This is a genomic window from Bartonella sp. W8151 (assembly GCF_016100385.1).
GTDB lineage: Bacteria > Pseudomonadota > Alphaproteobacteria > Rhizobiales > Rhizobiaceae > Bartonella > Bartonella apis.
This window is the reverse complement of the sequence record NZ_JACFSO010000003.1, coordinates 322246-342501: the sequence shown is the minus strand read 5'-3', so window position 1 is coordinate 342501 and position 20256 is coordinate 322246. Positions and strand designations below refer to the sequence as shown.

The 20256-nt window shown below is 45.9% G+C and carries 19 protein-coding genes; 8 read left to right on the top strand and 11 right to left on the bottom strand.

Features of this window, described 5'->3' with window-relative positions; all coding sequences use genetic code 11:
* Positions 1–67: 67 nt before the first annotated feature.
* From H3V14_RS06890 to H3V14_RS06880, 3 genes are read right to left on the bottom strand one after another with little or no spacing between them, the layout of a single operon-like run.
* Positions 68–592 (bottom strand): DUF721 domain-containing protein, encoded by a 525-nt coding sequence (locus tag H3V14_RS06890; protein ID WP_369522677.1) that lies wholly within the window; start codon positions 590–592, stop codon positions 68–70.
* A complete protein-coding gene (locus tag H3V14_RS06885; RefSeq protein WP_198227522.1) occupies positions 589–1563 on the bottom strand; it encodes an SDR family NAD(P)-dependent oxidoreductase in 975 nt (324 codons plus the stop codon). Before H3V14_RS06885 ends, H3V14_RS06890 begins: the two co-directional genes overlap by 4 nt.
* Entirely contained in the window at positions 1560–2327 is a 768-nt protein-coding gene (locus H3V14_RS06880) for a glycosyltransferase family 25 protein (RefSeq protein WP_198227520.1), read from the bottom strand. Before H3V14_RS06880 ends, H3V14_RS06885 begins: the two co-directional genes overlap by 4 nt.
* Before the next feature lie 412 nt (positions 2328–2739).
* On the opposite strand from H3V14_RS06880, the gene H3V14_RS06875 reads away from it, so the two are divergent.
* Both H3V14_RS06875 and mutY read left to right on the top strand, forming a co-directional pair.
* Positions 2740–4059 carry an MFS family transporter gene (locus tag H3V14_RS06875; protein ID WP_075870139.1) on the top strand — a complete coding sequence of 440 codons (1320 nt, stop codon included), beginning with the start codon at positions 2740–2742 and terminating at the stop codon, positions 4057–4059.
* Positions 4060–4172: 113 nt separating this feature from the next.
* Positions 4173–5264: an A/G-specific adenine glycosylase gene (gene mutY, locus H3V14_RS06870; RefSeq protein ID WP_198227518.1), complete on the top strand. Its 1092-nt coding sequence runs from the start codon at positions 4173–4175 to the stop codon at positions 5262–5264.
* Positions 5265–5333: 69 nt separating this feature from the next.
* On the opposite strand, the gene H3V14_RS06865 is transcribed toward mutY, so the two are convergent.
* Entirely contained in the window at positions 5334–6467 is a 1134-nt protein-coding gene (locus H3V14_RS06865; protein WP_198227516.1) for a site-specific DNA-methyltransferase, read from the bottom strand.
* A 383-nt stretch (positions 6468–6850) separates the two neighbouring features.
* On the opposite strand from H3V14_RS06865, the gene H3V14_RS06860 reads away from it, so the two are divergent.
* Positions 6851–7543, top strand: a complete 693-nt coding sequence (locus H3V14_RS06860; protein ID WP_075870142.1) for an HAD family phosphatase — start codon at positions 6851–6853, stop codon at positions 7541–7543.
* A 298-nt stretch (positions 7544–7841) separates the two neighbouring features.
* Here the strand turns inward: H3V14_RS06860 and H3V14_RS06855 are convergent, their stop codons facing one another.
* Positions 7842–8387 (bottom strand): hypothetical protein, encoded by a 546-nt coding sequence (locus tag H3V14_RS06855; protein ID WP_075870143.1) that lies wholly within the window; start codon positions 8385–8387, stop codon positions 7842–7844.
* A gap of 191 nt (positions 8388–8578) precedes the next feature.
* Between H3V14_RS06855 and thrC the strand changes: the two genes are divergently transcribed.
* The 4 genes from thrC (at position 8579) to H3V14_RS06835 (ending at position 14872) form a co-directional block, all read left to right on the top strand.
* Positions 8579–9976 (top strand): threonine synthase, encoded by a 1398-nt coding sequence (gene thrC / locus H3V14_RS06850; protein ID WP_198227514.1) that lies wholly within the window; start codon positions 8579–8581, stop codon positions 9974–9976.
* Between the two features lie 80 nt (positions 9977–10056).
* The gene (locus H3V14_RS06845; RefSeq protein ID WP_075914826.1) at positions 10057–11343 is read left to right on the top strand and encodes a pitrilysin family protein; all 1287 of its coding nucleotides are present in this window, start codon (positions 10057–10059) and stop codon (positions 11341–11343) included.
* A gap of 31 nt (positions 11344–11374) precedes the next feature.
* Positions 11375–11980, top strand: coding sequence for a GNAT family N-acetyltransferase (locus H3V14_RS06840; protein ID WP_246785100.1), 606 nt, complete (start codon positions 11375–11377; stop codon positions 11978–11980).
* A gap of 12 nt (positions 11981–11992) precedes the next feature.
* Positions 11993–14872, top strand: a complete 2880-nt coding sequence (locus H3V14_RS06835) for an EAL domain-containing protein (protein ID WP_198227511.1) — start codon at positions 11993–11995, stop codon at positions 14870–14872.
* A gap of 222 nt (positions 14873–15094) precedes the next feature.
* Here the strand turns inward: H3V14_RS06835 and H3V14_RS06830 are convergent, their stop codons facing one another.
* Positions 15095–15679: a YqgE/AlgH family protein gene (locus H3V14_RS06830; RefSeq protein WP_075870421.1), complete on the bottom strand. Its 585-nt coding sequence runs from the start codon at positions 15677–15679 to the stop codon at positions 15095–15097.
* Between the two features lie 116 nt (positions 15680–15795).
* Here H3V14_RS06830 and H3V14_RS06825 point away from each other — a divergent pair, with 116 nt between their 5' ends.
* Positions 15796–16638, top strand: coding sequence for a protein-disulfide reductase DsbD domain-containing protein (locus tag H3V14_RS06825; RefSeq protein ID WP_075870148.1), 843 nt, complete (start codon positions 15796–15798; stop codon positions 16636–16638).
* 4 nt (positions 16639–16642) lie between these two features.
* Here the strand turns inward: H3V14_RS06825 and rnhA are convergent, their stop codons facing one another.
* Genes rnhA through H3V14_RS06800 form a run of 5 tightly spaced genes read right to left on the bottom strand, consistent with a single transcriptional unit; the run spans position 16643 to position 20226 of the window.
* The gene (rnhA, locus tag H3V14_RS06820; protein WP_198227509.1) at positions 16643–17077 is read right to left on the bottom strand and encodes a ribonuclease HI; all 435 of its coding nucleotides are present in this window, start codon (positions 17075–17077) and stop codon (positions 16643–16645) included.
* A gap of 15 nt (positions 17078–17092) precedes the next feature.
* Positions 17093–18052, bottom strand: coding sequence for a homoserine kinase (thrB, locus tag H3V14_RS06815; protein ID WP_075870150.1), 960 nt, complete (start codon positions 18050–18052; stop codon positions 17093–17095).
* Between the two features lie 33 nt (positions 18053–18085).
* A complete protein-coding gene (ispH, locus tag H3V14_RS06810) occupies positions 18086–19105 on the bottom strand; it encodes a 4-hydroxy-3-methylbut-2-enyl diphosphate reductase (RefSeq protein ID WP_198227507.1) in 1020 nt (339 codons plus the stop codon).
* A gap of 27 nt (positions 19106–19132) precedes the next feature.
* Entirely contained in the window at positions 19133–19279 is a 147-nt protein-coding gene (locus H3V14_RS06805; RefSeq protein ID WP_178391783.1) for a hypothetical protein, read from the bottom strand.
* 2 nt (positions 19280–19281) lie between these two features.
* A complete protein-coding gene (locus tag H3V14_RS06800) occupies positions 19282–20226 on the bottom strand; it encodes a heme o synthase (protein ID WP_198227505.1) in 945 nt (314 codons plus the stop codon).
* Between the last annotated feature and the right edge of the window lie 30 nt (positions 20227–20256).

Sequence of the window (20256 nt, the reverse complement as noted above, 5' to 3'; positions counted from 1 at the left end):
TTGAAACTCGCTAAGTCGAAGGCAAGCTTTGTTATTTTATAAGTCATCCATTAAAAGTTGTCTCGGATTAATTGTTAAATTTTTTGCCATGAGACACATATTTTTGCGAAAAAATAGATAACCCCAGATCGCTCAAAGAGTTTCTCAAACCATCATTTTCGATTTTTCCTGTAAGTTCGTCTATAAGTTTGCGGTCTTTCTCATTAACCGGCGGGCGTTCGATACGTGCCTCTTCCTCTTTCACAATAACACGCTGTTCGATCTTTATGCGATTGATCGCGACATAGCCGAAAAAGGCATTGATGCGTTGAAGGATTTCTCCCGTCTCATGCGTGAGTATCATTGCAGAATAGGCTTCGCATCCCACAACCAGCGTTCCCGGTTTAAAGGGATCATCAATGCTCGCACGCCTTGACCAAATAATTTTCAGCGGCATTGTGGTTTTGGCAATATCTTCGCCAACAAGGGTGGCCCAATTTGCCATAAGTTCAAGACTGAGACCGGTTTTTTTACGCAAAAGTGGCTCGAGTAGCCCCGATGTCGTTTCGGCAAGTGAAGAAAAATGACGTTTTTTCGGTTTCCAGCCCATCATTTGCCTTGATAAGATTTAAACCAGTCGACAAACTTTACCATGCCTTCGGTTATCGACATTGTCGGGTGAAAATTCAAATCCCTTTCGGCACGGGAAATATCGGCATAAGTTTTTTTAACATCGGCAGGCGGCATAGGACAAAGTTCAGTCAATGCTTTTTTGCCCGTTGCCCGTTCGATAGCTTCAACAAATTCCAACAGTTGAACCGGCTTGTTATTACCAAGGTTATAAATATTGGCGACATTTTCCGGTTCATTGATAATATTTTTTACCACAGTGACAACGCCATACACAATATCGTCGATAAAAGTAAAATCCCGCTGCATCTTGCCGTAATTGAAAAGTTTTATTGGACGGCCATTCAAAATGGCATCCGTAAAAAGCCAGGGAGCCATATCGGGACGCCCCCACGGGCCATAGACTGTAAAGAATCTCAAACCGGAAGTTCTGAGTTTATGAACATGGTGATATGAGCGGGCAAGAAGCTCTCCGGCCCGTTTTGTCGCAGCATAAACCGAAACAGGATCGTCAACTCTGTCATCCTCCGAAAATGGTACTTTCTTGTTTGCCCCATAAACGGAAGAAGAACTTGCATAAACAACCGGCGGACGGGAATCAAACTTCAACGCTTGCTCGAAGATTCTGACCTCACCTTCAACATTTGCGTTTACATATGCAGACGGATTTTCTATCGAATAACGCACGCCCGCCTGAGCAGCCAAATGCACAATGACGTCGACATTCTTTTCGTGACCCAAAGCCCGCTCGACTTGTTCTTTATTGGCGATGTCCGCTTTAACAAAACGAAACGCCGAATCGTCACTGATATTCTTTAGACGTGCCTTTTTAAGCTCGACAGAATAATAATCATTCAGATTATCAACTCCGACAACCTCGAAACCTTGCCGTAGCAATTCTTTCGTCGTTGCAAAACCGATAAAACCGGCAGCACCTGTGACAATGGCTTTCATTTTTTAACCCTATCTTGAAGTTTCAGGTGGGACGGCTGTAGCCCATAAATGATACGACGAATATAATCCGATATCCGGAAAAACAGGGTACCAATCCGCTTCCACTTCGGCAATCGCATATTGTGATAGGTTTTTCTTCCCTTCACGATCGTCGAGCCATTCACTCCACAAAATTTTACGATATTCTTGTTGGTTGAAAATGCTTTATAGCCGCTCCAACCGCGTTCAAGCGCTACATCGTAAGGAAGGCTCATCGGAGTGAGTTTTTCAAGAAGCTTTTTTGCTCCCTCGCGCGTCACCATATAGGCCGCCGAGCTTCCTAAAGGACCATGCAAATACCGACCAATGGATACATTATCGGTTATATCCATCATTTTACGAAAAATCCGGTTACGATGGTTGGAAAATTTGATCATATCCCATCCGTCGATTTGAGAAAGTTTATTGATAATTCTGACAAATTCCTCATCGAAGCCGACATCATCCTCTGCAATGACGGCATAAGGATCCTCGCCATTTGCAATAACCGACAACACCCGAAGATGACTAAGATAACACCCTGCTTCTCCAGGCAGGATATTTTTCCCGTGCCGGCGGCGAAACCTTTTCACATCAATTTCGGGAGAATGCTGAATGTCGATCTCGCTACCGTCAACCGCACTTATACGATGATAGTCCAGTCCAACGCTTTCAGCTGATCGTGCGACAACTTCGAAACGATCTTTTGACCGATCAAGATTGATTATATAGACGGGAATATTCAAAGTAACCTCGGTAGCCAAATTGAGCGGAAAGACGGAAATGGGCGCATCACCAATCTTCTTGTTCGATCAAAAACAGTGGGCAAGTTAGCTATTTGGCAGGCCGATGTAAACGCTTTTGATCTCTCCTTCTCTTTCGTTTACTCCCGCAATGGTCGTTCGATAATTTTTCAGGCAAAAAAACAAACTCAATGTTTTATTTCTTTTACCCCCCTCATAAACGCATCTCTAAGGAGATTTAAATAAATAAAATGTTGAAATGGTTCTTAGCCACAAATAACCAATATCATTTTTAAACTATTAATATCACTTTTACTTGTGTGTCTCCAAAAGTTTCCATTGCCTTTTTCCATGAACGTGCAACAACAAACGAAATAATAATCCGGCTTAAAGCTTTGCCTCATGGGAGATAGACATGACCGAAACGACTAAAACAGCTCAGTCCGCTGACCCACACGATACACGCAAACGAATTTTTGCAATCGTTGCAAGCGCATCCGGCAATCTGGTGGAATGGTATGATTTTTATATCTACGCATTTGCATCGATTTATTTTGCCAACCAGTTCTATCCGTCTGGCAATGACGAGGTCGCAGCACTTCTTAAAACGGCTGGCATATTTTTCATCGGTTTTCTGATGCGCCCGATCGGCGGATATATTTTCGGCCGTATAGGCGACCGGTATGGCCGGAAAAAATCCATGATGATCTCTGTGGTGATGATGTGCCTAGGCTCGCTTATCATCGCTTTTCTACCGACCTATGCCACATGGGGCAATGCCGCAGGTGTCATCTTGTTGCTCGTTCGTATGATGCAGGGGCTTTCTGTCGGCGGAGAATATGGAACCACCGCCACATATATGAGTGAAGTTGCTTTGAAAGGCCGACGCGGATTTTTCAGTTCCTTCCAATATGTGACACTCGTCGGCGGACAACTTCTTGCCGTTCTGGTTGTTGTTATTCTGGAACTGTTCCTTGATGACAATCAGATAAAGGCGTGGGGCTGGCGTATTCCTTTTGTTATTGGCGCATTAACAGCAATCATCGCTTTTTACTTACGTCGTTCACTGCATGAAACTTCAACGGAAAAATCGCGCACCAGTGTTGAAGCCGGAAGCCTCATCAGCCTGTTGAAGAACCATACCCGCTCGTTCCTGCTTGTTGTGGGTTTCACATCCGGCGGCTCTCTCACATTTTATACCTACACCACCTACATGCAGAAATATCTAGTGACTACTACCGGCTTTTCGGCCAAAGATGCCAATACAATGATGCTTGCTGCATTATTTATTTTTATGATTCTTCAGCCTCTTTTCGGGATGCTTGCGGATCGTATCGGGACGCGCACATCGTTGTTGATGTGGTCAGTTCTTTCAATCATCCTGACCATTCCCGCGCTGTCATTTATCGGATCTACACATAGTGAACTCGCCGCCTTTTTCATGATCGTTGTGATGCTCGCAGTATCCTGTCTTTACACCTCCATCGGCGGTATTGTTAAAGCAGAAATGTTTCCGGCTTCTGTCAGAGCATTAGGGGTAGGTTTTTCCTATGCTGTGGCGAACGCACTCTTTGGCGGTTCGGCCGAATATGTTGCGCTTTGGTTCAAGAATGAAGGCGTCGGCAATTACTTCTACTGGTATGTGACGATCATGATGGTAATTGCTTTTGTCTGCGCCTATAAAATGAAAGACGCAAGAAATGGCGGTTACCTTCAAGGCCATCACATTGATTGAAAAAACATAGTCGATTATTCGCATCGAATAAGCTTGATGAAATGTAGGGCAAGTCTTTTAACGGCTTGCCTTTTCTTTTTGATTTTTTTGATAAACTGTGATTGGAAAAATCCATGAATGATTTTTCAGAAAAGCTTCTTTCCTGGTATGACCGATACCATCGTATATTGCCTTGGCGCGTGGCTCCGGCCGACTTGTTGACGGGTAAGAAAAATGATCCTTACCGGGTCTGGCTGTCGGAAGTCATGTTGCAACAAACAACTGTTGAAGCTGTAAAACCCTTCTTTGAAAAATTCGTAACAACATGGCCAACGGTTTTTTCTCTCGCAAAAGCCGAATTGGAAGATGTGCTTAAAGCCTGGGCAGGCCTCGGCTATTATTCACGAGCAAGAAATCTCAAACGTTGTGCGGAACAAGTAGTGGCCGAATACGATGGGGTTTTTCCAAAATCGTTAAAAAGCTTGAAGAGTCTGCCCGGTATTGGTGATTATACGGCAGCAGCCATTCTTTCTATTGCCTATAACGAACCTGTCGCCGTCGTTGACGGTAATGTCGAAAGGGTCGTTGCCCGCGTCTTTTCAATTGGTGAACCTTTGCCGCAAGCAAAGGTAAAAATCAGAACAAGAACGCAGGAAATAACACCTGACAAGCGTTGTGGCGACTTTGCCCAAAGCATGATGGACCTCGGTGCGTCGATTTGCACACCACGCGCCCCTAAATGCATGATATGTCCGGTTGAAAACCTGTGCGAGGCAAAGCGCAACGGTAACCCCGAAGCCTTTCCGGTCAAACCGCCAAAGCCGCAGCGTCCCCAACGCTATGGAGTTGCCTTTGTCGCATTAAGTAAAGATAACGAGATCTATCTGGAAAAACGGCATAGTTCCGGACTACTCGGCGGAATGACGCAAATCCCCAATCACTTCAGCGAACAAAATAATTATTCTGTCGCCGACGCTCCATTTCATGCCAACTGGGTGTTGAAGGGCAAAGCCCACCACGTCTTTACCCATTTTTCGCTCACTCTTGATGTCTATTTGGCCAGAAATGTAGACAAATCAATTGCGGGCAATGGTTGGTGGTGCAAAACAAATGAACTTTCGGGTGAAGCTCTGCCTACTGTTATGAAAAAGGCAATTGCTGCAGCCATTCCTGATAGTTTTAAAACCAGCGGCATGAAACCAAAAAAATCAAACAGAAAAAAATAAAAGGCGGCGCAATTCATGCGCACGCCTTTTTTATGATCGGAGACTGGAGATTATCCGACCGTTCATCTTTCAAACGCCCTGTTTTGTCATTTGTTCCCGAATAATAAGACGTAGTTCATCTATCAGAACCAGTTGACCATCTTTCTCGAAATACCAGAAGGTCCAACCGTTGCAGCTGGCGCTGTTTTGTACTTTCCGCCCCATCATATGGATAGAGCCGGCTTCACCATCAACAACCACTGTCCCGTCTGCGCGGATGATGGCTGCGTGTTTGCGTTTTTTGTCATAAAGCACAGAGCCCGGCTTCAATAATCCTGCTTCAAGCAGGCTTATAAAGGCCACACGTGGTTCTGCGCGTTTTCCCGAAAGCATGACAAGCTCCGGTTTTGCGAGCGGCTCGACTGCACGAATTCTTTCCAATGCTGCATCGATATAGGATTGTTCACGCTCGATTCCTACAAAATCACGCCCTAACCGCTTGGCAACTGCCCCCGTAGTACCGGAACCGAAAAATGGATCCAGAATAACGTCGCCGGGTTTTGTCGAAGACATGATAACGCGCGCAAGCAATGCTTCCGGCTTCTGCGTGGGATGGATTTTATGTCCGTTTTCGTCTTTCAGCCGTTCCTGGCCAGTGCAGATCGGAAACAGCCAATCGGAACGCATCTGCACGTCATCGTTGGCAGCTTTCATCGCTTCATAATTAAACGTATATTTTTTGGAATTCTGGTCACGCGATGCCCAGATTAGCGTTTCATGTGCATTCTGAAAACGACGCCCCTTGAAATTGGGCATTGGATTGGTTTTACGCCAGATGATATCATTAAGCATCCAGAAGCCGAGATCCTGCAAAGCAGTACCAACTCTGAAGATATTATGATAAGAACCGATAACCCAGATTGTCCCGTTCGGTTTCAACACTCTGCGGCAAGCAAGAAGCCAGGCACGTGTGAAGGCATCATAGGCTGCAAAGCTCTCGAACTGGTCCCAATCATCATCCACAGCATCCACCAATGACTGGTCAGGGCGATGCAATGCATTTGCAAGCTGCAGGTTGTAAGGCGGGTCGGCAAAAATAACGTCTACCGATTGACTTGGCAGTTTATTGAGTGCTGCAACGCAGTCACCCTTTAAAATCTGGTTACGCCATGCTTCTTCCGGCGAAGCTTGCACGAGATCTTTTACAAGACGAACAACAGTCATTGGATACTCGACCACACATACTCAAGATACTAAATACTCCGTGACCAATCGAATCACGGCTCTGACAAGCTTAAATTGACGAAATAGGGTAAATATCGCGTTAAAGCGCACAGGTTTTTGAAATAGACCTATCCTTGGTCAAGAATTCGCAAGCGCCACACTTGGATATAAAGCCGAACAAGTGTCATTTTCATGCCAATTAATCGTTGCTCAAGGCATGACAAGCGCTTGAATTTTGGCTTTTTGTCAAATCAATCGCACGTTTCATGAGGTTGAAAGAACACAAAATTAAGAACAGCACATTTTTCATCAGCTATTGCCAATGACAAGTTGAAACGTCTAAAAGATTGCCAATCAATTTGATAGATTACAGGATAAAACCGATGCCGCAGATAGATCTGGTTATTTTCGATTGTGATGGTGTTCTTGTTGATTCAGAATATCTGGCGGCCCAGATTGAATCTGAATTACTGGCAATAGAAGGTTATGAAATAACACCTGAAGAACTGTCCGAACGTTATGCAGGGCTTATTTTCCTTGATATTCTTAAAGAAATTGAAAAGCAGTCGGATGTTCCGCTTTCTGTCAGCCTGATTGAAAAAGTGCCTGAACTTTTCAAAAAGCGTATGAAAGACGAGTTGCTTGGAATTGACGGTGCGCGCGAAGCCGTCGAAGCTGTTGCCAAGCTTTATCCTTACTGTATCTGTTCCAATTCGAAGAGCCAAGACATAAAACATATGCTGACGATTGTTGGTCTATATGATCTCTTTGAAAACAAGATTTTTTCAGCACCGGAAGTCGGCACAGGAAAAGTGAAACCGGCACCGGATGTTTACCTTTATGCGGCAGATAAAATGCATGCAAAGCCTGAAAATACAATTGTTATAGAAGATTCCGTCCATGGTGTGCGCGGAGCGGTTAAAGCGGGTATGCGTGTTGTCGGCTTCACCGGCGGTTCCCATGCTTACCGCGGCCTTGCCGACGTTCTCACTGAAGCGGGTGCCGAAACAGTTATTGCTCACCATACGGATTTACCTGCTGTCTTGAAAGCCATGTCCGAGTGGAAAGATATCTGAATTTATCTTGATCGGCCAATCGCATTATCTCCGGTCGCTGGCAATCAATAAAGTTCGATAACTTCGTTAGCGACATTGATCGTTATTACTATCAAACTGCTGAAAATAATTGGCCTTTGCCAACCTTGAGAAATTCTGTTGCAGGATTTGTAAAGAATCCTGAACGAACAGAGCTTACAATCTTTTTGTCGGAAATTTTTTCTAACCTTATAAAAAAGGCTTGAGAACGCTTGTTCTCAAGCCTTTTCAGTCAGTTTAGTCATTTAAACGAAACCAGCTTATGAACAGTGGCTAAGCATTATTTCTTTTGTCCTCTGTCGTAACCGACAAAAACGCGAATGTTTTTTGCTGTAGGTTTGGGAAACGATATTTGATCGTCGGAAAAAATAAACTGCGTTGCGTCAACGCCATTGCTGATCTCTACCGGATAATTGCGCAACTTGGAATATATCACACTATCCCCTTCCATAACTGTGACGCGGATCGGAAGTGATACTGTGCCTTTTTTAAACATCGGTCCCGGGACGACGCGGCCGGAAGCTGCAACTTTCATTGAAAGTGTTGTGTCTGTTGTATTGCAGGTTCTTGTCACATCTCTGATGGCAGCCTGATACATGACTTTATTGGCGTCACCCTCACCACCGCGCTCGTAAACATCATAAAAAGCCGTGTCATCGCGCATGAGAACAATCGGGCAATAGGCGCGCAATTGTGCTTCGGTTATTTGCGGTTCGGGCGGGACATTGTCCACTTTCTTATGAATAAAACATCCAGACAGTGTTGACGAAGCGGCAATAATAAGGCCAAAGCCCAATGAAAAACGATAAATCGACTTTTTATCCATGAAGTGGACTTTCCTAGAGTAGTAAACCTGTTCTATATCAGCGATCAATAATAGTGATTTGTTGTTTTCTCGCTTTTTCTATAATTTGGCAAGTCTGGTAAAAATAGAGGACGTTTTCAGTCCCGTAAAGGTTGTAAAATAGCGCGACATCAAACATTTTTTTCACAGGTTTAGGCCCGAGGAGTATAGAAATGAAATATATCAGTACAAGAGCCAACGCACCGGTACTCGGCTTTTGCGATACTGTCATGACGGGACTTGCACGTGATGGCGGGCTTTATCTGCCAGAAACTTATCCCCATTTTTCACCGGATTCGCTAAAAGCTTTGCGCGGAAAATCATACGCGACAATCGCCAAAACTATTCTTTGGCCATTTATCGACGGTGAAATAGAACGCCATGATTTCGATTCTATGGTTGACGAAGCCTATCGCACATTTCGTCATCCTGCGGTTTGCCCCCTTGTCCAGACCAATACCAGTGAATTCATACTTGAACTCTTCCATGGTCGCACATTGGCGTTCAAGGATGTTGCGATGCAATTGCTTGGCCGGTTGATGGACTATATACTGAGCCATCAGAACAAGCGTGCCACAATTATCGGAGCAACGTCGGGAGACACCGGTGGGGCAGCAATTGAGGCTTTTGCCGGACGCGAGCGCTGCGATATTTTTATTCTTTTTCCGAAAGGGCATGTTTCACCGGTCCAACAAAGGCAAATGACAACAAATAACAATGCCAATGTGCATGCGCTTGCCATTGAAGGAAACTTTGACGACTGCCAGGCTTTGGTCAAAGCCATGTTCAATGATCACGCTTTTCGGGATAAAACAGCTCTTTCCGGAGTCAACTCGATCAATTGGGCGCGTATCATGGCGCAAATTGTCTATTATTTTACTTCGGCAATTTCTCTTGGAGCACCTGACCGGGCTATCTCCTTTACTGTCCCCACCGGCAATTTCGGTGACATTTTTGCAGCCTTTGTCGCTTCCCGCATGGGGCTACCCATTGCCCATCTCGTCATTGCCACCAATGATAACGATATTCTGGCACGCACACTTTCAACCGGAATTTATCAGATCCGTTCGCTCAAACACACCACATCGCCATCTATGGATATACAAGTCTCGTCAAACTTCGAACGCCTGTTATTCGAGGCATCCGGACGCAATGCGGTTTTAATCCGCAACTCGATGGAAAGTCTTAAACAATCCGGCGAGTTTACCATTGAAAAAACAGTTCTTGAAAAAATCCGTGCTCTATTTTCGGCAGGACGTTCAACCGAAACAGAAACCGCCCATATGATCGACACACTTTACAGGGAAAGCCATTACCTTGCCGATCCCCATACTGCAATAGCTGTAAAGGTTGCGCGTGAACACATGGAAGCAACCATTCCGATGGTCGTCCTTTCTACCGCGCATCCGGCAAAATTTCCGGATGCTGTCAACAAAGCTTGTGGTCAAACTCCGAAGCTTCCCCAATGGCTTGACGGGCTTATGGAAAAGCCCGAACACTATGAAACATTGAAGAACGACGAAAAAATCGTCAAGGATTATATTGGCGCAAAATCCCGTGCTTGCCATTAACCCTATTCATTTTTTCCGAAAGACAGAAAATGCGCAATGTGGTTTTTTATTAAAGTTTTGAATGAAGGAGCTTTATGAGTATGGGCGTAGAAATCAGCCGGCTCGGCAATGGTTTGACGATCGTCACACATACGATGCCACAGATCGAGAGTGTTGCCCTCGGCATATGGGTAAAATCCGGCTCCCGCAATGAAAAATTTGAGGAACATGGTGTAGCCCATATGCTCGAGCATATGGCTTTCAAGGGGACAGCGAACCGCACGGCCTATGAAATTGCCGCTGAAATCGAAGATGTCGGTGGCGAAATCAATGCGGCAACGGGTGTCGAAACCACTGCCTATTACGCCCGTGTCCTGAAAAATGACATACCGCTTGCCGTCGATATTCTCGCCGACATTATCACCACGCCGAAATTCGACGAAACCGAACTTGAACGTGAAAAGCAGGTCGTCTTGCAAGAAATCGGTGCAGCCAACGACATGCCGGAAGACATTGTGTTCGACCATTTCACTGAAACCGCGTTCCGTCACCAGACAATCGGAAGGCCTATTCTTGGCACAGCACAATCGGTACGCAGTCTCACTGCCGATAATTTACGTAACTTCATGAATGAGCATTACAGTGCCGACCGCATGATTTTTGTAGCAACCGGCGCTGTCGACCATCAGTCTTTTGTCAAGGAAGTCGAGAAACGACTTGGCAATTATCGCGCCCATTCGCCGGCACCTCTTGCCGATCTTGCAAATTATGTAGGTGGAGATTTTCGCGAATACCGTAACCTCAAAGATGCCCAGGTGCTCTTAGGCTTTGAAGGGCGAGCCTACCATATACGCGATTATTATGCCTCCCAAATTCTATCCATTATTCTGGGTGGAGGAATGTCGTCGCGTCTGTTTCAGGAAGTGCGTGAAAAACGCGGACTTTGTTATTCTATTTATGCTTTTCACTGGGGATTTTCCGACATTGGCCTCTTCGGGGTCCATGCTGCATCAAGCGAAGACGGCCTGCATGACCTCATTCCCGTTATTCTGGAACAACTTTACAAAGTGAGCGAAAAGATAGACCAGAAAGAACTTGACCGTGCGCGCGAACAATATCGCGCCAGTCTCGTAATGTCACAAGAAAGCCCTTCGAGCCGCGCCGAAACAATTGCACGACAAATGCTTCTTTATGGTCGTCCGATTCCCGCATCCGAAACATTGGAACGTCTGTCTCTTCTTACAGTCGACAGGTTGACCGATTTGGCCGAACGCTTATTTATTGATTCAAAACCCACATTGGCAGCAGTTGGAGCGATAGGACCAATTATGAGTTATGGTGATCTGGTTGCGGCTCTTTCTTCAGGAGCCGGACGGCGCCCTTATTAAGAGCAGCCAGAAAGGCAATGGCATGTTCAAAATGCCCTTCCGGCGACTGCCGCATAAACAGCAGGAGAAAATTCGGCTTCCGAATTTAAAGGCGAAAGACGTTTATTTACGTTTTCCGATGATTGATGACTATAAGGAATGGGCAGCCGTGAGAACCGAAAGCCGGCCATTTCTGGAACCATGGGAACCCCTCTGGCCAGAGGATGCACACACACTTACCCGTTATAAAAACCATCTTGAACGTTACATTGAAGGACGCAAAAACGGCCAGTTCTTTGTCTTTTTTGTGTTTTTGAACGACAATAACAATCTTATCGGTGGAATAAGTCTCGGTAACATCAGACGGGGTGTCGTACAATCGGGCGAGATCGGCTATTGGTGTGGAGAAAAATATTCCGGCCATGGATTTATGCATGAAAGTCTGGAGCTGATGGTTGATTTTGCTTTTCAACAGCTCAAATTGCATCGTCTGCAAGCTGCCACGATTCCGACAAACATACGCTCCATTTCCTTACTGGAAAAATGTGGTTTTGTTCGGGAGGGGTTGATGCGCTCCTATGTAAAAATCCATGGCGAATGGCAAGATCACTACCTTTATTCTTTGTTGGAAACGGAAAGAACAACGAAGTCAATTTGAAAGTGAGGCGTTGTGAAGACAATAGGCAAAACCATTGGCATTTTTATATTCTGGACATTGGGCTTGATCACCTTGTGCCAGACAGCATTGTCTATTGAACCGGTCAAAATATCTTCACAGGATACAGCACTTGATCTCTCGCGTGCAGTCGAAATTCACCACATAAAAGGAAACACTTTCCAAACATCGACAGCGGCCGGTCCTGATGGAATTGTGCGGCGTATCGAAATGCAAGGAAATGGCGATCATGCAGAAAGCGACTGGGCGGTTTTTGCTATTGCCAACCCTACAGACGACCAGATTGACAGACTGATTGTCACCCCACATTATCGTATGGCGGGTTCGGGATTGATTTGGCCCGATCTCGGCTCTGTACGTATACAATCTATCACGCCATCGGAAGGTTTTGCGCTTGACCGCCAATCAAGTGCCGATTCAGATGTTTTCCGTATCACAATCAATCCTGGAGCAGTCGTTACTCTTGTTGCGGAGCTTGGTTCACCGAAATTGCCGCAAGTCTATCTTTGGGAACCCGAAGCCTATAAGGATACCATCAATTCCTACACGCTCTATCATGGCATATTGCTTGGCATTTCCGGTCTTCTTGCACTACTCTTAAGTGTTCTTTTTGTCGTACGCGGAACCGGACTTTTTCCGGCCACTGCAGCGGTGGCTTGGTCGGTGCTTGCCTATATCGGTATCGATTTCAATTTTCTCAATAAATTGTTCGTCATTTCTGCCCAAACCGAACCGATCTGGCGCGCGGCAACAGAAGTGGCACTTGCAGCATCGCTTTTCATTTTTCTTTTTACCTACCTCCACCTCAATCGCTGGCATTACCATTTCAGCTATGGCGCAGCAGCATGGATTATCGCTCTTTGTGCCCTTGGTGCCTTCGCAATTTATGACCCGACGCGTGCTGCGGGCATTGCACGGCTTTCCTTCGGTCTTACCGCTCTTCTCGGCGTTGTGCTCATCGGATATCTTTCCATTCGCGGTTACGATCGCGCTATTATGCTGATACCGACATGGCTACTCATTATCTTCTGGCTATGCGGGGCATATGTGTGTGTAACCGGAAAACTTGATAACGATATTGTTCAACCCGCACTAGCAGGCGGTCTGGTTCTCATTGTTCTGCTCATTGCTTTCACGGTTATGCAACATGCTTTTTCAGGCGGCGCATTCCATCAGGGGATATTTTCCGACCTTGAACGGCAAGCTCTTGCCGTTATGGGGGCTGGCGATATCGTGTGGGACTGGGATGTGCGCCGTGACCGTGTGGTCATCAATCCCGATCTTTCTCTCTACCTCGGATCCACAGCCGGTGAATTGAATGGAACCATCCGCAATTGGGTTGATGCTTTACACAGCGACGATCGCGATCGTTTCCGTGCCATACTTGATATGATCCTCGACACACGTAAGGGGCGCATCGACCAGACACTGCGACTCCGTTCCGGTGACGGACATTATTACTGGTTTTCACTCAGAGCACGACCGGTCATAGGTTCGGACGGAGAAATTGTGCGGATCGTTGGCACCCTCGTCAATGTAACCGACCACAAAAAAGCCGAAGAGCGATTGTTGCAGGATTCTGTCCATGACAATCTGACAGGTCTTCCGAACCAACAGCTCTTTCTTGATCACTTACAAACTTTTGTAAATCTTGCTGTCGCTGGTCGTCCTGTCAGACCGACCGTATTCGTTATCGATTTTGATGGCTTCCGTAACATCAATTATCAATTCGGTATGTCTGTCGGCGATACATTTCTGTTAACAATTGCCCGTAGGCTTGGACGTCTTATTACGCCCGAAGACACACTTTCGCGTCTGTCGACTGACCGTTTTGCCATTGTGCTCACCAGTCAGACCGACCCTGCAAAAATCGCAGCATTTGCCGACCAGTTACAAAGAACAGTTGCCGCACCAATTCTGTTTTCCGAACGCGAAGTCAAACTTTCCGCTTCAATTGGCCTCATCACATGGACTGAAGGCAATTCGAATGCCGAAGATATGCTGAGTGATGCGGAACTTGCAATGATTCACGCCAAAAAATCAGGCGGTAATAAAATTGAACCGTTCCGCCCGAATTTCCGCACATTGGGGCTTGAGCGAAACAGCATGGGCAATGACATTCGTTATGCCTTGCAACGCAATGAAATCAAGGTTCTCTATCACCCTGTTCTCGACCTCAATGACGGACAAATCGTCGGATTCGAAGCTTTGATGGAATGGCACCATCCGCGTCATGGTAACCTTTCTGCCGTTGATTTCATCCATACAGCCGAAAGCGAACACGTGGTTATGGATCTCGCCCGTTTTGCAATGAAAACCGTCGTCGAAGATCTCACCCATATTCAGGACCGTTTCCCGAAGCAGTCATTTTTCGTGTCTGTCAACATACCGAGTGCGGAAATGGTTCATCAGGAACTGATTAACGAGCTTAAAGCGATTCTGATGCGCAATCCTATTAACAAGGGGCGACTGATGATGGAGATGTCTGAATCGATCCTGATCGAAAATCCCGAACAATCTTCCAATTTGTTAGAAAAAATCAAGGCCCTCGGCATCGGCCTTGCGCTTGATAATTTCGGAACCGGCTATTCTTCGCTTGCCTTTCTATTAGGTTATCCGTTCGATATGATCAAACTTGACCGTTCGCTTCTGGAGGTCAATAGTTCGAAAAAACGACTGGTATTAAAATCGATCATCACACTCGCACATGACCTCAACCTCAAAGTAATTGCTGAAGGTGTCGAGAAAGAAAATGAAGCTGTTATGCTGCGCGAAGAAGGCTGTGAATTTGTTCAAAGCAATGTTTTCACCGAACCTGTCGGCGTCGAAGATCTGATTACACTCGTCATGAAACATCCGAAAGCTGCCGTTTAACAAATTACCAAATGGATATCCGGTCTCCTCGCTTTCGGAACGCGCCAATAACAGCATTTGTTGCTTGAATAACGCCTACGCTTTTTGAGCGAATGAAACGTCGGCTCAAAGGAAAATGCAATAAATCGGGCGAAAACCGCTCTTATACGCTTAGACTACAGTTTCGCTGAAGCCAAGATAATGGATAAAAAAGGTATAAACGATTGAAGTGGCGCGCTTTTTTCACGCGTGACCGGCTTGACCAACAAGAAATGTCGGATCAATGCCCATTTTCTTCAGGCTTTGTTCATATTGATGGTCAAAATCCTGAGCAAATAGAAAATCGGCATCAACGGGGCTTGTCAGCCAGCCATTTGCTGCGATTTCGGCTTCGAGTTGCCCGCCTGCCCAGCCAGCATAGCCGAGCGCAATTATGGCGTGCTGTGGCCCTTTTCCGACGCTCATTGCCTTCAAGACATCAGTTGTTGAAGTAAGACAAATATCTCTGGTAACAGGTATCGTCGTCCGGCAGGCATAATCATCGGTATGTAGGACAAAACCGCGCGAACGATCAACCGGTCCGCCATTTCTCACAGGAAAAAGCTTTATCGGCTCGGGCAGATGGATGGCTTGGGCAGCATTGATTATCCCAAGTTGCAACAGCAAATCCGGAAACTTCAAATCCTGACGCCGGTTCAGCATGATGCCCATTGCGCCCTCGTCCGAGTGGGCACAGATATAGATAACCGCGTGTGCAAAACGTTCATCCCCCATGCCGGGCATTGCTATAAGCAGATGACCATTCAAAAAGCCGTCGCGTTTTTTCATTGTGCTAATTTTATCCATAATTTAAAAGTAATCGTGTATTGATGAGTTGCAAGGAAAAAGTGAATTTTTTCGTCAAAAGTCTTAAACAAAATGATGTTTTAACGGAAGCCGAAACAGTGTACCAGTTTTTTAAGCTCAAAGCCGTTTTGATTTTCCTTGTGCTTGCATGTTTTTTCGGCTTTGGCCAAACGTTAGTCGTTGCCCAGACGCCCGCATTTACCAAAACAAATGACACTTCAACGCTATTGGCAACGCCATGGCATGAGTTCGAGGGGGGACGGGTGCGCCTCGCATTACAGCCTGTTGCCGAAAAGGAGCGTCTGCGTGGTGTTATAGAAGTCAACCTGAAGCCGGATTGGAAAACCTATTGGAAAAATCCCGGAAATTCGGGTATGGCCCCTTCTTTCGATTTTTCTCCCCCTTCAAGCTACGAGATTATGTATCCTGTACCTCATCTATTCAAAGATGGCAGTGATTGGTCGATCGGCTATAAAAACAGCGTTCTTTTGCCTTTTACGGTTGAAAAATCCGACAATGGCGAAAGCTTGAAAGGTCAACTTACAATCGGCTTATGTAAAGAAATATGTATGCCTCTTGATATCCCGTTCGACTTTTCCGACGGGACTGCCAATATCGCTCTTTCAAGCTCCCTTCTTACAATGGCGGAAGAAAAATTACCTGAAAAGGCTCCGGAAAATATTGTTATTCACGCCAGTAACGACGAAAAAATGCTTAACATTACGATTACCCATCAAGATGAAGAAAACATATCAGCGCTTTATCTTGACGGAAAGACAGATGAAATAGGTCCGGCTGAAATTATCAAAAATAGCCGGAATGAAACTGTTTTTGCTGCACCGATTATTACGAAAAACAGCAAAGGTCCTTTGACTATCTCTTATATCGCCGAAGCAAAACCCGTTTCTTTCACCGGCATATTGACTTCACAAAGCAAATAAATCGTTAGCGGTTTTCATCAACGCCTTTACGAGCAAGTTCGTCACAGCGTTCGTTTTCGGGATGACCGGCGTGTCCTTTGACCCAATGCCAGTTCACGTTATGGCGTGTGCGAGCCAAATCAAGTTTTTGCCAAAGGTCGGCATTTTTGACAGGCTTTCTCGCAGACGTTTTCCAGTCTTTCGCCTTCCAGCTATCAATCCAGCTTGAAATGCCATCCCGCACGTAAACAGAGTCAGTATAAAGATCAACGTTACACGGTTCTTTCAAGGCATTGAGCGCATTGATTGCTGCCGTCAACTCCATACGATTATTGGTGGTGTCGGGTTCACCGCCGTAAAATTCTTTGGTGACCCCGTTCCAACGCAATAGCACCCCCCAACCTCCCGGTCCGGGATTGCCGGAACAAGCGCCATCAGTGAATATTTCGACCTGTTTCAAGGAACCGTCCGCAATTTAGAGCCCGATTTCAGATGGTTTAATGACGTCTCTGAAAAAATTCAATTTTCGCCAATATTCCAGAGGATCCTTTTTCACAACCAGACTATTTGAAGGTGTGTTGAACCAATCATAAAGGCGGGTGAGGAAAAATCTGATCGCTGCCCCACGGGCGAGAACCAGTATATTATCAATCTCATTTTGTTGAAGCGGACGAATAGCACAATAGGCTTTGAGCATCGCCTCACTTTTCGTCACATTATAAGAATAATCCCGTTCAAAGCACCATGCATTGAGGGCGATGACAAGATCATAGCTAAGCATATCTGTGCATGCAAAATAGAAATCTATGATGCCTGACATATGATCGTTCAAGAAAAAAACATTATCATTGAAAAAATCGGCATGGATAACGCCTTGAGGCAAATTATCAGGCCAGTTGCTTTCGAGATAGTCGAGTTCTCTGTCAATCTCTTTAACTAAGCCGGATGCCAATTCTTCTGCCCGTCCGCGGCTTAAATTCCATAAAGGTCGCCAAGCGTCGATCGACAGGCTGTTTTTCCGTTTAAGAGGAAAGTCGAGACCTGCAAGATGCATTTTTGCCATGCCTTTGCCGACTTCACGGCAATGTTCGACATTCGGCTTTCTGAGCCAAACCCCTTCAAGGAAAGAAACAATTGTAGCGGGCCTACCCACAAGCTCGCCAATCATTTTTCCATCTTTGCGTTTGATGGGCTGCGGACACGAAATTCCCTTAAGTGCCAGATGGTTCATCAATTCAAGATAAAATGGCAAATCCTTTTTATTGACGCGCTTTTCAAACAAAGTGAGGATGAAACGCCCTGCTTCTGTATGAAGCATAAAGTTCGAGTTCTCGACACCTTCGGCAATACCTCTATACGATTGTAATGCGCCGATAGAATAATCGGTCAAAAAGCTTGTTAATTCATCTTCGTTGATATCGGTATAAACAGCCATTATTTGCCCCACACGAGCAAGCTCATGTTTTCTTCACTTGTCTTTATCGGGAATGCCCTTGCCGTTGACAAATTCCATATCTTCCGGCGTCAACACAACTTCCCGCAATTCCCTGTTGACCAAAAAGGTTTCATTTTCAACCGCAGTCTCGGCGATTTCTATAGTCACATCATAGCGTTTTCTGAATGCCGCAATAATTTCATCAACAATTATTTCCGGTGCAGACGCACCGGCGGAAAGGCTCACCGTGTGGACGTCATTCAAATGGGCAAAATCTATTTCCGCCGCACGTTGAACAAGCAATGACTTTTTTGCACCAAAGCGCTCGGAAACTTCGACCAAACGACGGGAATTCGATGAATTCGGAGCACCAACAATCAAAAACAGATCACTGCCCGGAGCCGCTGCTCTCACCGCTTCCTGACGATTGGTCGTTGCATAACAAATCGACTCGGCAGCCGGTGGCTCGATATCGGGAAACCGGCGTTTCAATACCTCGATGATTTCTGCTGTGTCTTCAACAGACAAAGTCGTCTGGCTGACAAACCCCAATTTTTGACCGGGCAATGGCTGGTAATTTTCAGCATCCTCGACGTTTTCAATCAAACTTACTGTACCGGCGTCTACCTGCCCCATTGTTCCGATAACTTCGGGATGACCGGAATGGCCAATCAGAATGACATGACGCCCGTTGCGCTGATGACGCATAGCCTGTTTATGAACTTTTGACACTAACGGACAAGTTGCATCAAGATAAAACAGATTTTGCAAGCGCGCTTCTTCCGGCACCGATTTTGGAACACCGTGGGCCGAAAAAATCACCGGTTGGTTGTGGTGTTCGTCCGGTATCTCGTCAAGTTCCTCGACAAAAATTGCACCACGTGCCTGTAGCCCTTCAACCACATAGCGGTTATGGACGATCTCGTGGCGCACATAGACGGGCGCACCATATTTTTTCAATGCAAGAATGACAATCTGTATCGCCCTGTCGACTCCGGCGCAAAAACCGCGCGGCCCGCAAAGGCGAATTGTTAATGGAGGTTTTGATGTCATAATCTTTCCTTGGGTGAACCCGTTATTTCAGGCACCCACATGCGCCATCGTGGCCGCATATACAAGAAGAACAAAAAGAAAAAGTGCAATAGCAAGACCTTTTGCCCTATGACGCTGAGCTTTTTTCTGAATTTCTGTAAGTTCGATTTGATTGAGAGGCTTGTGCCCGTCCATATTCATGCTCCCGGATAGCCCATGAGGCGAGTAGCCAGCGATTCTATCAGTAGCACTGCAAACAAAGCTGCGAGATAAAAGAGCGAGAAGAAAAACAGTTTCTTCGCACGTGCCACAGTTTCTTCGCGATTTTCCGTCTTCCAAAGTTGGTAGGAATGATAGACGAAGATAACGCCTAGAATTGTCGACAAAACCCCGTAAGTCATGCCCGCAAAACCGATAAAATAGGGTGCAATTCCGCATAGCGCCATCAAAATTGCATAAACGAAAATCTGGTTTTTCGTCGATCGCTCGCCTTTCACATTCGGCATCATTGGAATATGGGCAGCACCATAATCGGTCGTAACAAAAAGCGAGAGGGCCCAGAAATGCGGAGGGGTCCACATAAATATAATGAGAAAGAGCACAACGCTTTCAATGCTGATTGTACCGGTTGCCGCTGCCCAGCCGATCATCGGAGGAAATGCACCAGCAGCACCGCCGATAACGATATTTTGCGGCGTAGAGCGTTTAAGCCACATGGTATAGATCACGACATAAAAGAATATTGTAAAAGCAAGAAATGCGGCCGAAAACCAGTTAATGAAAATGCCCATTGTAAGCACTGACAATGCCGACAATACGAGGCCGAAAACCAGCACTTCACCGCCCGTCAACTTGCCAGCCGGTATAGGACGTTTTTTAGTGCGTTTCATGATGGCATCAATATCGGCATCATACCACATATTCAAAGCGCCCGACGCCCCGCCACCAACGGCAATGCATAAAATTGCCAGAAAGCCGAGAACGGGATTGATAGGATTAGGTGCGACCATCATGCCGACAAGTGCTGTGAACACCACCAGAGACATCACCCGCGGCTTCAAAAGAATTATATAGTCGTTCGCATCGGCTTCCGAAGGGCCAACCAAATGCGGTTTTTGCGATGCTTGCTTTGATATGGACATACATAACCCGTTCTTTTAAATGCACCTTTT